Below are 14,078 nucleotides of genomic sequence, written 5' to 3'. Positions count from 1 at the left end.
CACTGACTGCGACTGACTGTGGGAGACATGATGAACCCGACCGCACCCTTTGATAATCGATGCTTGCTCAATCTGGCTTGAGCAAATGGAAAGGCTGCGAGAGCACTGGAAGCGCCGGTCGGTTTCTCATCCTGCTCGGCATTGCTGTGAATTTCCTCATCGGAAAGTCAGTTGGCGAATCGGGCAAACCACCCTGACGCCCGGTGCGCGACAATACACGTACTGCCCCTCTTTCGCTCAGGCCGGAAACCATGCACGTCGTTTTTCTCGATCGCGCGACACTCGCGCCCCAGACGCAGCTTCGCCCGCTGCCTTTCGATCACACACTGGAAACGTTCGAGCGCACCGCGCCCGAAGAAGTCGCCGCACGCATCCGCAACGCCGACATCGTCATCACGAACAAGGCGCGCATCACTGAAGAGGCGCTGGCCGGCGCGACACGCCTGCGCATGATCGCCATCGCGGCCACGGGCACGGACAACGTCGATCTGCCTGCGTGCGCGGCGCGCGGCATCGTCGTGAGCAACGTGCGCGACTACGCCGGCAACAGCGTGCCGGAGCATACGTTCGCGCTGATATTCGCGCTGCGCCGCAGCCTGGCCGCGTATCGCGACGCCGTGCGCGCCGGCCGCTGGCTCGAATCGGGGCAGTTCTGCTTTTTCGATTATCCGATCCGCAATCTCGCGGGCTCGACGCTCGGCGTCATTGGTGACGGCGCACTCGGGCAAGCGGTCGCACAAATGGGGCGCGCGCTCGGCCTGCGCGTGCGGTTCGCCGCGCGCAAAACGCGCAACGACGCGCAAGCGGGCTATGTGCCGCTCGAAACGCTGCTAGAGGAAAGCGACATCATCACGCTGCACTGTCCGCTGACGGCGGAAACACGCGATCTGATCGACGCCACGGCGTTCGCGCGCATGAAGCGGCGGCCCTTGCTGATCAACACGGCGCGTGGGGGACTCGTGAATGAAGCGGCGTTGGTGGACGCACTGCAATCCGGCGCGATTTCAGGCGCGGGTTTCGATGTCGTGACGCAGGAACCGCTGCCTGCCGATCATCCGTTCCAGGCCATCGTCTCGCACCCGGCGTTCATCCTCACACCCCACGTTGCGTGGGCGAGCGATGAAGCCATGCAGGCGCTTGCGGATCAACTCGTCGAGAATATTGCGGCTTATTACGAAGGCAAGCCGCGCAATGGGGTCACTGCGGGGGTCACTGCGGGGGTCACTGCGGTAGTGACCGCGCGTTGAGCGCAAGGCGCGGCAATCGCATCGGGATTGCCTGCGCCTGAAACATCAGGCCATTTCCGGCTGCTTCGCGTGCCAAAATTCATCGACGGCTTGCTTGGCCGACTGCTCGACCACGCTGAGCGCCATCAGCACATCGATCTTCAGCTTGGGAATGGCAAGCTCCACGGAAGGCAGCTTCGCCGTTTCCACTTGTGCATCGACACCTTCCATAACCGCGCGGCACAGCCATTGCGTGTCCGTCGCGTCTGCTTTCGCATCGACAGTGACTCGAAAGCCACGATACTCGACTGCCATATACTTCTCCCAAAACCTGACAAAACGTAATGCTCGCCCCGCCGGACGGCGGCGGTAAGGGGGCGACTATATCACCTCTTTCGTGATGCTTCAGCGAGGTCCGCAGGAAGTCATGAAGCATTCACGAAAAAAACCGCGCCCGCATTCACGCCCTGTTTTAAAGGGCAATTCTGCGGGCGCACCAGCAATCGGGTCAGTTCGGAGTTCTGTCCATCAGCTCGCGAGCGTGGCTCGCATCGAAGCCTGCCGCATTGTGCGCCAACCCACGATCGCGAGCGAAACACCCGAGATCACGGCGGCGACCGAAACGTAATACGCGGGCGCGAGCGTATCGCCCGTTACGTGAATCAGCACTTCGGCAATCGTCGGCGCGAAGCCGCCAAAGAGCGTCACACCAACGCTATACGCGATGGAAAGCCCCGCCGAGCGCACGCGCACGGGAAAGATTTCCGACATCAACGCGGGCATCGGGCCCGAATAGGCTGCCTTGAAGATCCCCGCCGCGCCCTGGAGCACGAGCAGCCAGCCAAGCGTGGGGTGGCGCTGCAAGAGCGCGAACATCGGATAGGTGAGCGAAGCAAGCAGGATCGACGTGGTCAGCATGATGCGAATGCGCCCGATGCGGTCCGAGAGCGCACCCATGACCGGCGAGAGCACGAACTGCAGGCCGCCATTGAGCACGACCACGCCGAACGACGTCGCCGCCGCCATATGGAGCTGCTTCACCGCGTACATCGGCATGTAGAGCTGGAGGATATACACGCCGACGGTGGACTGCGCAACGATGCCCACCGCAAGCAGCAGGTTCACCCATTGGCGGCCGAGCCCCGGCTCCTTCGTTGCGTGCGCATCTTGTGTGCTCTGCGCCTGCTGGTTCGCGAGGAATTCGGGCGTCTCGTCCAGATGCGAGCGGATATACCAGCCCACAGGCCCGAGCACGAGCCCGAAGAAGAACGGCACGCGCCAGCCCCACGCCTGCAGTTGCTCGGGCGGCAGCCACCATGCGAGCACGCCGCCGAACGACGCCGCGAGAATCGCCGCCGCGCCCTGGCTCGCGAACTGCCAGCTCGCGTAGTAGCCGCGCTTTGCGGCGCTGTGCTCGACCATGAACGCCGTCGCGCTGCCGAATTCGCCGCCCACCGCGAAGCCCTGCACGAGTCGCGCAAGCAGGATCAGAAGCGGCGCCGCGATGCCAATCGACGCATACGGCGGCATGACCGCCATGGCGAGCGTGCCGGCCATCATGAGCGCGATGGCAAGCGTGAGCGCCGCCTTGCGCCCCTTGCGGTCGCCGTAGATGCCCAGCACGATCGCGCCGAGCGGGCGCATGAGGAAGGAAATGCCGAAGGTGCCGACCGCGAGCAGCGTGGAGAGCCATTCGTCGTGCACGGGAAAGAACTGCTTCGCGATCATGGGCGCGAAGTAGCCGTACACGAGAAAGTCGAACCATTCCAGCGCATTGCCGATCGACGAGGAGAACACGATGCGGCGCACCATGCCGCGGCTGAGCGGCGCTCTCGAAACCGCTGAACCGGTCTCCATGTCAGTCTCCTCCATTTTTATTTGGTCTACTCATTGTTGGCCGTGAACCGCGAGCGAGGCATTCCCGCTCGCGGCACACGTTGCGCGCCGCTTAAAAGCCCGCTGCTAGCCCGTCGCGACGTGTATCGCTCGCGGCCACATAGCCGCGCTCGGGGTCGTTGCGATCGAGCTTCCAGATGAACTGGCCCGAGCCGAAGTCCATGTACGGATCGTCGATGCCCTTGATCTCGTGGCCGAGCCCTTGCAGTGCGCGCGCCGTTTGCGGGTTGAAGGTCGATTCGATATCGAGCGTGAAGTCGCGGTTGACCTTCCAGCGCGGCGCGTCGCACGCGGCCTGCGGCTGCTGGCCGTAGTCGAGCATGCGCACGACCGACTGCAAATGCCCTTGCGGCTGCATGTCGCCGCCCATCACGCCGAAGCTCATGACCGCTTCCTGGCGGCCATCCACCTGCTGCGTGAGGAACGCCGGAATGATGGTGTGGAACGGGCGCTTGCCGCCTTCGACGACGTTCGGCGAGACCGGGTCCATCGAAAAGCCGCAGCCGCGGTTCTGCAGCGCGATACCCGTGCCCGGCACGACCACGCCCGAACCGAAGCCCATGTAGTTCGACTGGATGAAGCTCACCATCATGCCGTGCTCGTCCACGGCAGAGAGATAGATCGTGCCGCCCGAGCGCGGCATGCCGAAGTCGAACTGCGTTGCGCGCTTCGGGTCGATCAGCTTCGCACGCTCCTTGAGGTAGGCGTCGTCGAGCATCTGCTCGGGCGTGACTTCCATCGAACGCGGATCGGCAACATAGCGATAGACATCGGCGAACGCGAGCTTCATGGCCTCGATCTGCAGATGCTGCGATTCGAGGCTGTCGAGCGCGAGCGAGCCCATGTCGAACTGCTCGAGAATGCCAAGCGCGATGAGCGCGGCAATGCCCTGCCCGTTCGGCGGTATCTCGTGCACGGTGTAGCCGCGATAATTCTTGCCGATCGGCTCGACCCATTCCGGACGATAGTTGCGCAGGTCGTCCAGCGTGAGCGCCGCGCCGCCTTCGCGCGCGAACGCGGCGATGCGCTCGGCGAGTTCACCTTCGTAGTAGTCGCGCGGGCCGTGTTTCGCGAGGCGCCGCAGTGTGGCGGCATGGCCGGGGAAGCACACGCGCTCGCTCACTTCAGGCGCGCGACCGTGCGGCATGAAGGTCTCGGCGAAGCCCGGCTGATTGTGCAACTCGGGAATCGCCGCCTGCCATTTGCGCGTGACGATGGTCGCCACCGCATGGCCGCGCTCCGCGATCTCGATGGCCGGCTCCATGAGGTCCGCGAACGGCAGCTTGCCGAACTTCGTATGCAGCGCTTCCCAGCCCGCGATCACGCCCGGCACGGTCACCGTGTCCCAGCCGCGCTTGGGTTGCTTCGCGAGGCCGTTCTCCTCGCCGTACTTGCGGCGGAAATAATCGACGCTCCACGCCGCCGGCGCGTTGCCCGACGCATTCAGGCCGTGCAGTTTCGCGCCGTCCCACACGAGCGCGAAACAGTCGCTGCCAAGGCCATTCGATACCGGCTCGACCACGGTAATGGCGGCTGCGGCGGCGATCGCCGCGTCGACAGCATTCCCGCCCTTCCAGAGCATGCGCAGTCCGGCCTGCGCGGCGAGCGGATGCGAGGTGGAAACGATATTGCGGGCGAACACCGGCAGGCGCGGCGTCGGATAGGGGTTTTGCCAGTTGAAGCGCGTCATGGAAGTTCGAATTCCGGTAATGAACTGATGAACGATAGCGGCGGCCGCGCACCGCCGCATTCAGTTGCGGCGCGCACGGCTCACGCTGATCTATCGATTATCTTGAAGGATATGGCAAAAAAATATTAATATTTTATTCTCGTTACTTAAGTTTTATTTACATGCTCACCCTACGCATGCTGCGCACTTTGCAGGCCGTCGCGCGCAGCGGGTCGTTCGCCACGGCCGCCGAGAAAACCGCGCTCACACAGGCGGCCGTGAGTCTGCAGATGCGTGGACTCGAGGAAGCGCTCGGCCGTCAGATCTTCGACCGCCGCGCGCGCCAGGTCGCCCTCACGCGCGAAGGCCGCGAGATCTGCGCGAAGGTCGAGCACATTCTCGCGCTGATCGACGAGTTGCCCGCCAGTGCCGGCGACACCATGCGAGGCTCGATCATCATCGGCGCGGTGGTGTCGGTGATCGGCGCGCTCTCGCTGGCCGTCGCGCATCTGAAAACCGGCCACCCGGAGCTCGAAGTGCGCCTCACCTCGGCGCGTTCGAACGAACTGGCGCGCATGGTCGAAGACGGCGACGTGGACCTCGCCGTCGTGGTCGGCAGTGCCGATGGCTCGCTGCACGAGTCGCTCGCGTGGTCGCCGCTCTACGAAGAACCGCTGATGCTCGTCACAAGCCGCGCGACGCCCGGCGACGATGCGCGCCGCATCCTGCGCGAGCGCAGCTTCCTGCGCTTCGACCGGCGCGTGCCGACGGGCGTCGTGATCGACCACGCGCTGACCGAGTTGGGTATCGAACCGCTTGAATATCTGGAGCTGAACTCGATCGAAACGATCGTCTCGCTGGTGCGCAACGACGTGGGCGTGAGCGTGCTGCCCGTTCTGCAAGGCGGCAAATGGCGCAGCGATCCAAATTTGCGGCTCGTGCCTCTACCCGGCCGGCCGTTCCTCCGCACGGTGGGCATGATTCACCGGAAAGCGCACAAGCAGACGTTGCTCACACAAACGATTGCAGACATGCTGCGTCGGTGACAGAACGCGTTACTGCGACCATCTGTCATGCACATTCCTCAGTAGCCTATGAACAGGCGCGTCGCGGGCGCGCAACCGTGTCGTTAGAGCCGCGCCTGGGTTGACCCGACTCAACCCGAAAGTAAAATGAAAGCTCTGAAAAACAAGAGCAGTCGAGGCTACCCGCCTCTCATCGCTCGACAGGCCCCGCTCTCGCTCTTACCGGAGCATGAGAATTAGTTAGTCATCCAAACTTACTTGCCGGAGAAAAACGTATGAAAATCAGAACTCGCACCGTTGCCGTCGTCGCCATCGTGATCAGCGCCCTGTTTGCGGGCCAGGTGTTCGCACAAACCGCCGCACCGGCAGGCAACGAAGGCCCGTCCTCCGCCACGGTGACGCACAGCGACCCGATCGTTCAGAAGCGCATGGAAGTTCGCGAAGCCAACCGGCAACAGCGCGCCCGGACCGCGGAAGCGCGGCAGACCTTCAAGCAGGAAGCGCGCGATGCACGAACCGAGCGCAACCAGTCGGCACAAGACTCGCGCGCCCGAGCCCAAGCCGCGCTCGACGCGCATTAAGGACACTTAGCGCACCAGGCACACTAAGCGCGTCTCCCAACGCGTTCGCCCCAAAGCTGGACGCCTGGCGTGGTGCCTGCCACGCCAATCGCGTAAGCTGACGTCGTTGCACGCTCACTCGCGAAGCCTCGTGCTTCGCGCCTCGAAGCGGGATCGACACGGAAAAGCGAACGCTCCATGCAAAGATCGCTCATCGCGCTGACTGCAAACGGGTTGCCGAAGCTGAGCGCCACGACGCTGCGGCTATGCGCCATCGCGCTTGCCACCTGTCTTGCCGCGTGTCAGGAATTGCCGCCGCTCGGCGAGCGCACGCAAACCACGGCGCTCACGGCAGAGCAAGCGCGATCGACTCAACTTGGCGCGGCCGTAGCGGCCGAACTCGCCACCCACCCCGACTTTACCGGCATCGACGCGCTCCAGAATCCGCTCGACGCCTTCGCCTCGCGCGTGGCGCTCGTGCGCGCCGCCCAGCGTACGCTGGACGTCCAGTACTACATCTGGCGCGACGATCTCACCGGCACGCTGCTGCTCGAAGAACTGCGCGAGGCTGCCGACCGGGGCGTGCGCGTGCGCCTGCTGCTCGACGACAACGGCATTCCGTCCTCGCTGGACCCCACGCTCGCCGCACTGAACGTGCATCCCAACATCGAGGTGCGCCTTTTCAATCCGTTCGTCACGCGCAGGCCCAAATACATCGGCTTTGTCACCGACTTCTCGCGCCTGAACCGGCGCATGCATAACAAGTCGCTCACGGCGGACGGCGTGGCGACCATTCTGGGCGGCCGCAATGTCGGCGACGAATATTACGGCGCGACCGACGGTGTGGTGTTCGCCGATCTCGACGTGCTGGCCATCGGCCCCGCCGCCACCGACGTCGCGCACGACTTCGACCGTTACTGGGCCAGCGCCTCGTCATACCCCGCGTCGCAAATCCTGCCGTACACGGCGCCCGATGCGCTCGACACGCTCGATCGCGCAGCGCTAGCCGCGCGCACGGATCCTGACGCCGCGGAATACATCGAATCGCTGCGCAAGACCACCGACGTACGTCGTCTGCTGGACGGCACGCTGCCGCTCGAATGGGCGAAGACGCAACTGGTCAGCGACGACCCCGCGAAAGCGCTAGGCACGGCGCCCAAGGAGACGCTGATCCTCAGCCAGCTGCACGAGATCGTGGGCGATCCGCACCGTGAACTCGATCTGGTGTCGCCGTACTTCGTGCCGGGCAAGGTGGGCACGGAATACTTCACCCAGCTTGCCGCCCAGGGCGTGACCGTGCGCGTGCTGACGAACTCGCTGGAAGCCACCGACGTTTCCGCCGTTCATTCCGGCTATGCGCGGCGCCGCGTGGCGCTGCTCGAAGGCGGCGTGGAGCTGTTCGAGCTGCGGAGCGCGGCCGGCAAAGAGAAGGGCAAAGGCGCTGGCAGCGGTCCGTTTGGCAGCTCGGGCTCGAGCCTGCACGCCAAAACCTTCGCCGTGGATGCAGAGCGCGTATTCGTCGGCTCAGTGAATTTCGACCCGCGTTCGGCCAATCTCAATACCGAACTCGGGCTCGTGATCGACAGCCCCGTGCTCGCCACCCAGATCGAAAAAGCGTTCTGGACGCGCGTGCCGCAGCTCGCCTGGCAGGCGCATCTGGACGAAAACGGCAAGCTCTACTGGACACGCCTTGACGGCGATACGGTCGTTCGCTACGACACCGAGCCGAACACCAGCTGGAACCAGCGCATGAGCGTCTGGTTCTTCTCCATCCTGCCTATCGAGTGGCTGCTATAGGCCACAGCGAGCCACGACAGGCGAGCATTGGCGTCGAAAGGGTTATCCCCTATTTCACCGAAGTTGTCTATTCAACATGATGCGGACATCCCCCTCATCCGGAGCCGTCCGTGGCCATGCCTGAATCCGTCGCCAGTCTCGAATCCGATGGCCGCAAGTTGCTGGAAACGCGCTCGATCGACTACATCCCCGAAGCTGAGCGTCATGGCAGCCTGTTCAGCCAGTTCACGCTCTGGCTTTCCGCGAACCTCCAGGTCACGGCGATCATTACCGGTGCGTTGGCCGTCGTGCTCGGCGGCGATGTTTTCTGGTCGCTCGTCGCGCTATTGATTGGACAACTCGTTGGCGGCGCGGTCATGGCGCTGCACGGCGCGCAGGGCCCGCAGCTCGGCCTGCCGCAGATGATCTCGAGCCGCGTGCAATTCGGCGTCTACGGCGCGGCCATTCCGATCGTGCTGGTTTGCATCATGTACGTCGGCTTTTCCGCGAGCGGCACGGTGCTCGCCGGCCAGGCCACCGCACAACTGCTCAACGTTTCCGATACGGCGGGCATTTGCCTGTTCGCGGCGCTCATCGTCGTGCTGACGCTGCTCGGCTATCGCTCGATTCACTTCGTTGGCCGCATTGCCAGCGTGATCGGCGTGCTCGCGTTCATGTTCATGTTTGCGCAGCTCTTCGCGCACCATGACGTCGGCGCGCTGCTGGCCAACCGCCATTTCTCGATTGCGAGCTTCCTGCTTTCCATGTCGCTTTCGGCTTCATGGCAGATCGCATTCGGCCCCTACGTTGCCGATTATTCGCGCTACTTGCCGCGCTCGACTTCGCCCGCGCGCACGTTCCTCGCGGTCGGGCTCGGCTCGGTAATCGGCGCGCAGGCCGCGATGGTGTTCGGTGTGTTCGCCGCCGCGCTCGCGGGCCACGCGTTCGCGCATCACGAAGTGGCCTATATCGTCGGCCTTGGCGCGAGCGGCGCGGTGGCCGCGATGCTCTACTTCAGCATCGCCTTCGGCAAGCTCACCGTCACCACGCTCAACGCGTATGGCAGCTTCATGTCGATGGCGACGATCGTGAGCGCCTTTCGCGCGAAACGCGCGATCTCCACGCGCCACCGTTTCGTCTACATCGTCGGCATGGTCGGCATCTCGACGCTCGTCGCGCTCGCGGGGCGCCACTCGTTTCTCAAGGAGTTCACGGCGTTTATTCTGTTTCTGCTCGCGTTCTTCACGCCGTGGAGCGCGATCAATCTCGTGGACTTTTACTGCTTCACGCGCTCGCGCTACGACGTGCCGGCGCTCTCGAACCCCGACGGCCGTTATGGCCGTTGGAATACCAAGGCCATTGGCATCTATGTGCTCGGCGTGCTCGTGCAATTGCCGTTCATCTCGACGAGCTTCTATACGGGGCCCTTCGTCGATGCACTCGGCGGCACGGACATCTCGTGGATTCTCGGCCTGATCGTGCCGGGCGCGCTCTATTACGCCGCCATGCGCCTTACGCCGGCGGTCATTCCCGAACGCCTGATCCTGCCGGTCGAGCAGGAATAAGGCCAGCGGCGCGAAGCGCCGCTTTCCCTCATCGTGCCAGCTACGCTGCGGCCAACTTCAGGCCGCAGCTTTGTTCATCGCCTGGATGGCCTCCAGCGCGCCGCCCACCATTTCGCGCAGCACGGGCTGGACTTGCTCCGCAAGCGCGGGAACATAGTCGAACGGCGCCGCTTCGTTCATGTAAACGGACTGGCACATCTCCAGCTGAATCGCATGCACGCCGTCCTGCGGCGCGCCGAAATGGCGCGTGATGTAGCCGCCCTTGAAGCGTCCGTTCGCAATCCATGTATAGCTGCTTGCCGCCGCCGCGCGTTCCGCGCGCGCCTGCACCGCGGCGTTCACCGTGCGTCCATCCTGAGTGCCGATGTTCAGGTCGGGCAACTTGTTGTCGAACAGACGCGGCAGCACGCTCGCAATCGAATGCGCCTCCCACAGCAGCACATTCGCGTGCGCTGCGCGCAGGCGCTTGAGTTCGGCGGCGAGCGTGTCGTGATACGGCTGCCAGAATGCCTGCACGCGACGCTGGCGCTCCGGCGCGTCCGGCACACAGCCGTCGCGATAGAGGGGCTCGCCGCGAAACGTTTCGGTTGGGCACAGCGACGTGGTGGTCTGGCCGGGATAGAGACTCTCGTCGTTCGGCGGCCGGTTCAGATCGATCACATAGCGCGAAACACGTGCGCCGAGCACGGTCGCGCCCAGCTCCTTCGCAAAGGCGTAAAGGCGATCGAGATGCCAGTCCGTATCGGCAACGGTCAGCGCCGCGTCCGTGTACTGGCCGTGCATCGCGGCGGGAATGTGCGTGCCCAGATGAGGGATCGAAATGATGAGCGGCGCCGTGCCGCGTTCCAGCGAAAAGATATCAGTCATCGAAAGTAGTCTCGTGAATGGCGGGTGCGTTTAACCCCCGCGTTCAACCCTCGGCCAGCAGCCTGGCGAGCGCCGCGCGATAGTCGGCATAAAGGCGCGCTTCGTCGCGATGGCGGCGCGCCTCCACGACCTTCACGCCGCCCGCGTAGACGTCGAGCACCGGCGTTTCGCCATGCTCGCAGAAGACGACCGACGAGAGCCACGTGAGCGGCTTCTGCCCGGCCAGATTCGGATGCTCGGCGTCGAGCACGATCCAGTCGGCACGCGCGCCCTCCTTCAAGGCACCGACCTTGCGCCCGGTCGCCTGCGCGCCGCCAGCGAGCGCGCCTTCGAAGAGCCGGTCGGCCACCTGCGCCTGATGCGGCGCAGCCAGCACGTTGCGCTCGCGCCGTGCGAGCCGCTGACCGTATTCGAGCAGGCGAAGCTCCGCGCGCCAGTCCACGCCGATATGGCTGTCCGAGCCCACGCCGAACGCGCCGCCGGCGTCGAGATACTCGCGCGCGGGGAAAATGCCGTCACCGAGATTCGCTTCGGTCGTGAGACACAGGCCCGCAATCGCGCCGCTCTGCGCGAGCGCGGCGGTCTCACGCGCATCGACATGGGTCGCGTGAACGAGGCACCAGCGCGCGCTCAGATCGAAACGGTCGAGCAGCCACTGCACCGGCCGCGCGCTCTCGCTCGCGAGGCAAGCCTCGACTTCGGCCGTTTGCTCGGCAATGTGAATATGCACCGGCGCGCCCGGAAGCATGCGGTCGAGACCTTCCAGCAGCGCGCGCAACGAGTCGTGCGAAACGGCACGCAGCGAATGCGGCGCAACGCCGTAGCGCAGTGCGCCATGCTCGGGCCGCCATTCGCGCAGCGACTCGACGATGCCAAGCAACTGTTCCGGTGTGTTGATGAAGCGGCGCTGATCGTCGCGCGGCGCCTGCGCGCCAAAGCCGCTGTACTGATAGAGCACGGGCAGCATCGTCATGCCGATGCCGGTGACGTCCGCCGCGTCCACCACGCGTTGCGCCAGTTCGGCGGGGCTCGCATAGCGCTGGCCATCCTTGCCGTGATGCACGTAGTGGAATTCGCAAACCGACGTGTAACCCGCCTTCAGCATCTCGACATAGAGCCAGCGCGCGATCGCGCCGAGATCGTCCGGCGTGATGCGCGCGGCGAAGCGGTACATGAGGTCGCGCCAGCTCCAGAAGCTGTCGGTAGGATTCGCGCGATATTCGGTGAGACCCGCCATGGCGCGCTGAAACGCATGCGAATGAAGGTTAGGCATGCCAGGCGCAAGCGGACCTGCCGCGCGGGCAACGCCTTGAGGCGCCTGCGCCAGGTCGGGGGTCACGCTGCGCAGCGTGCCCGCCGCGTCCCATTCGAGCAGCACGTTGCGGCGCCAGCCGTCGGGCAAGTACGCGTGCTCGGCAAAGAGCGCGCGCGAAGTCGGATTCGTTTCGATGGTGTGATTCATGCGTGAAATAGCGCTCAAACGCGACGCTCGAATGCGCGACGCTCAAAAACGGTCTCGCCGCCGCGCACCACACGTGCGCAGAGCGGACGCCCGATCCAGTAGGCCAGTTCAGCAAGCGACTGCACCGTCCATACGGCGAAGTCTGCGGGACGGCCGGCCGCGAGCGTGCCATGACGCCCGGCGTCGCCGAAAGCCTGCGCGGCATGCCGCGTCACGCCCTGCAACACCTCGGGCACGGTCATGCGGAACAGCGTGGTCGCCATGTTCATCATGAGCAGCAGCGAGGTCGTGGGCGACGTGCCGGGATTGCTGTCGGTGGAAATGGCGATCGGCACCTCGTAGCGCCGCAGCAAATCGAGCGGCGGAAGTTGCGTTTCGCGGATGAAGTAGTACGCGCCCGGCAGCAGCACCGCCACCGTGCCCGCTTCTTTCATGGCGGCGACGCCTGCTTCGTCGAGAAACTCCAGATGGTCCGCCGACAATGCACCGTGACGTGCGGCAAGCGCCGCGCCGCCGCTATTGGAAAGCTGCTCGGCGTGCATCTTGACCGCGAGCTTGCGCCGCGCGGCCGCCTCGAACACGCGCTCACTCTGCGCGAGCGAAAAGCCGATTCGTTCGCAGAACACATCGACGGCGTCGACGAGCCCCTCGTCGGCGAGCGCCGGGAGCATGCGCTCGCACACTTCGTCGATATAGTCGTCGGCACGGCCCGCGAACTCGGGCGGCAACGCGTGCGCGCCGAGAAAGGTCGTACGCACCGTGACCGGGTAGCGCTCGCCAAGCTGACGCGCAACGCGCAGCATCTTGCGCTCGCTTGTCAGATCGAGGCCATAGCCCGACTTGATTTCGACAGCCGTGACGCCTTCGGCGAGCAACGCTTCGAGGCGCGCCGCCGACTGCGCGAACAGCGTGGCTTCGTCGGCCGCGCGCGTGGCGCGCACCGTCGAGACGATGCCGCCGCCCTGGCGCGCGATTTCTTCGTAGCTCACGCCCGCGAGGCGCTGCGCGAATTCATCGGCGCGCTGACCGCCGTAGACGAGGTGCGTGTGGCAATCCACGAGACCGGGCGTGACCCAGGCGCCGCCCAGGTCCTCGCGCGGCCACTCGGCGAACTGCGCGGGCAAGTCGGCAGCGGCGCCGAGCCACGCGATCTTGCCGTCTTCCACCGCAATCGCCGCGTGCTCGATAGTGTGGCCCGGGTCGCCATGCGGGCACAGGTTGAGGTTTTGCCAGAGAGTGCGTTTCATCAGGTGTGCACAGCATCGCGCGATGCCGTTTCCGTAGTGTCTTGCTGTGGCGCGTTCAGCACGTCGAGCGCCACGGCGAGCAAGGCGCCCGCGCCGCGCGTTTCGATGTGCAAGGGGCATTGCGCGTCGAGCGTATCGATGCGCAGCGTGTCGCCCGCTTCGAGGCGCACGCGGCGTTCCGCGTCCACGCGCACGTCCTGCCCGCCTTGCGCGCAGTACAGCAATACCGTTTGCGCATGCATGCTGCGCGGCCCGTTTTCGCGCCACACTTCGAGCGTGCCGCGCGCCGCACCACGGCGCACCATCAGGTTGAAGTCGCGCGTGGCACCGCTCACGAGGCGCGCATCGATCGCGGCTTCCCCCGCGAAACGCGCAACGTCCAGAGGCTGCGTAAGCGCATGCGTGCGGCCCGCTTCATCGAGCAGCATGCCCGCCCCTTCGAGCAGCACCAGCGTACGATCAACGCCCTCGAAACGCGAGAACGGCCCCGCCTGCGCGACATCGGCCACGCTCACGCGCCACGCGAACGTGTCGAGCGACGCGCTAGCGTGCGAGGCCACATGCGCCACCGCGATTTCGCGCGTGACGCCGCCGCCGTTCTTCCACGGCGACGCCACGAGCGCCGCGCCACGCAGCAGCGTGAGCCTCGCCGCCTGCACCGCGCCGCCTGCCATTTTATGGCCGCTCATCGGCCGAGCATCGGCAGCTTGAGGCCTGCCTCGCGCGCGGTCTGCTGCGCGAGTTCGTAGCCGGCGTCCGCGTGACGCATCACGCCCGTGGCCGGA

The 14,078-nt window shown here is 65.1% G+C and carries 12 protein-coding genes; 5 read left to right on the top strand and 7 right to left on the bottom strand.

The window, feature by feature from the left end:
- Positions 1-251 precede the first annotated feature (251 nt).
- Positions 252-1,247, top strand: a complete 996-nt coding sequence (locus tag U5A52_RS29035; protein WP_321937141.1) for a D-2-hydroxyacid dehydrogenase — start codon at positions 252-254, stop codon at positions 1,245-1,247.
- A gap of 45 nt (positions 1,248-1,292) precedes the next feature.
- On the opposite strand, the gene U5A52_RS29030 is transcribed toward U5A52_RS29035, so the two are convergent.
- From U5A52_RS29030 to U5A52_RS29020, 3 genes are all read right to left on the bottom strand, one after another.
- Entirely contained in the window at positions 1,293-1,541 is a 249-nt protein-coding gene (locus U5A52_RS29030; RefSeq protein WP_321915477.1) for a hypothetical protein, read from the bottom strand.
- Between the two features lie 213 nt (positions 1,542-1,754).
- Entirely contained in the window at positions 1,755-3,083 is a 1,329-nt protein-coding gene (locus tag U5A52_RS29025; RefSeq protein WP_321915478.1) for an MFS transporter, read from the bottom strand.
- 91 nt (positions 3,084-3,174) lie between these two features.
- Positions 3,175-4,812 (bottom strand): gamma-glutamyltransferase family protein, encoded by a 1,638-nt coding sequence (locus U5A52_RS29020; RefSeq protein ID WP_321915479.1) that lies wholly within the window; start codon positions 4,810-4,812, stop codon positions 3,175-3,177.
- 161 nt (positions 4,813-4,973) lie between these two features.
- Here U5A52_RS29020 and U5A52_RS29015 point away from each other — a divergent pair, with 161 nt between their 5' ends.
- The 4 genes from U5A52_RS29015 (at position 4,974) to U5A52_RS29000 (ending at position 9,717) form a co-directional block, all read left to right on the top strand.
- Positions 4,974-5,837 (top strand): LysR substrate-binding domain-containing protein, encoded by an 864-nt coding sequence (locus U5A52_RS29015; RefSeq protein ID WP_321937139.1) that lies wholly within the window; start codon positions 4,974-4,976, stop codon positions 5,835-5,837.
- Between the two features lie 254 nt (positions 5,838-6,091).
- A complete protein-coding gene (locus U5A52_RS29010) occupies positions 6,092-6,397 on the top strand; it encodes a hypothetical protein (protein WP_321937137.1) in 306 nt (101 codons plus the stop codon).
- A 177-nt stretch (positions 6,398-6,574) separates the two neighbouring features.
- The gene (locus U5A52_RS29005) at positions 6,575-8,173 is read left to right on the top strand and encodes a phospholipase D family protein (RefSeq protein WP_321937136.1); all 1,599 of its coding nucleotides are present in this window, start codon (positions 6,575-6,577) and stop codon (positions 8,171-8,173) included.
- 116 nt (positions 8,174-8,289) lie between these two features.
- Complete coding sequence (locus U5A52_RS29000; protein WP_321915483.1) at positions 8,290-9,717, top strand: cytosine permease; 1,428 nt, start codon at positions 8,290-8,292, stop codon at positions 9,715-9,717.
- Positions 9,718-9,774: 57 nt separating this feature from the next.
- Here U5A52_RS29000 and hutG read toward each other — a convergent pair whose 3' ends face one another.
- From hutG to U5A52_RS28980, 4 genes are read right to left on the bottom strand one after another with little or no spacing between them, the layout of a single operon-like run.
- A complete protein-coding gene (gene hutG / locus U5A52_RS28995; RefSeq protein WP_321937135.1) occupies positions 9,775-10,584 on the bottom strand; it encodes an N-formylglutamate deformylase in 810 nt (269 codons plus the stop codon).
- A gap of 43 nt (positions 10,585-10,627) precedes the next feature.
- The gene (locus U5A52_RS28990; RefSeq protein ID WP_321937134.1) at positions 10,628-12,046 is read right to left on the bottom strand and encodes a formimidoylglutamate deiminase; all 1,419 of its coding nucleotides are present in this window, start codon (positions 12,044-12,046) and stop codon (positions 10,628-10,630) included.
- Between the two features lie 14 nt (positions 12,047-12,060).
- Positions 12,061-13,293: an imidazolonepropionase gene (gene hutI / locus U5A52_RS28985; RefSeq protein WP_321937133.1), complete on the bottom strand. Its 1,233-nt coding sequence runs from the start codon at positions 13,291-13,293 to the stop codon at positions 12,061-12,063.
- Positions 13,293-13,982: a HutD family protein gene (locus tag U5A52_RS28980; RefSeq protein WP_321937131.1), complete on the bottom strand. Its 690-nt coding sequence runs from the start codon at positions 13,980-13,982 to the stop codon at positions 13,293-13,295. Before U5A52_RS28980 ends, hutI begins: the two co-directional genes overlap by 1 nt.
- Positions 13,983-14,078 lie beyond the last annotated feature (96 nt).

The sequence above is a fragment of the Paraburkholderia sp. J8-2 genome (assembly GCF_905220195.1).
Classification (GTDB): Bacteria; Pseudomonadota; Gammaproteobacteria; order Burkholderiales; family Burkholderiaceae; genus Paraburkholderia.
Note: the sequence above shows the minus strand (reverse complement) of the source record. Positions and strands in the feature narration are given on the sequence as shown.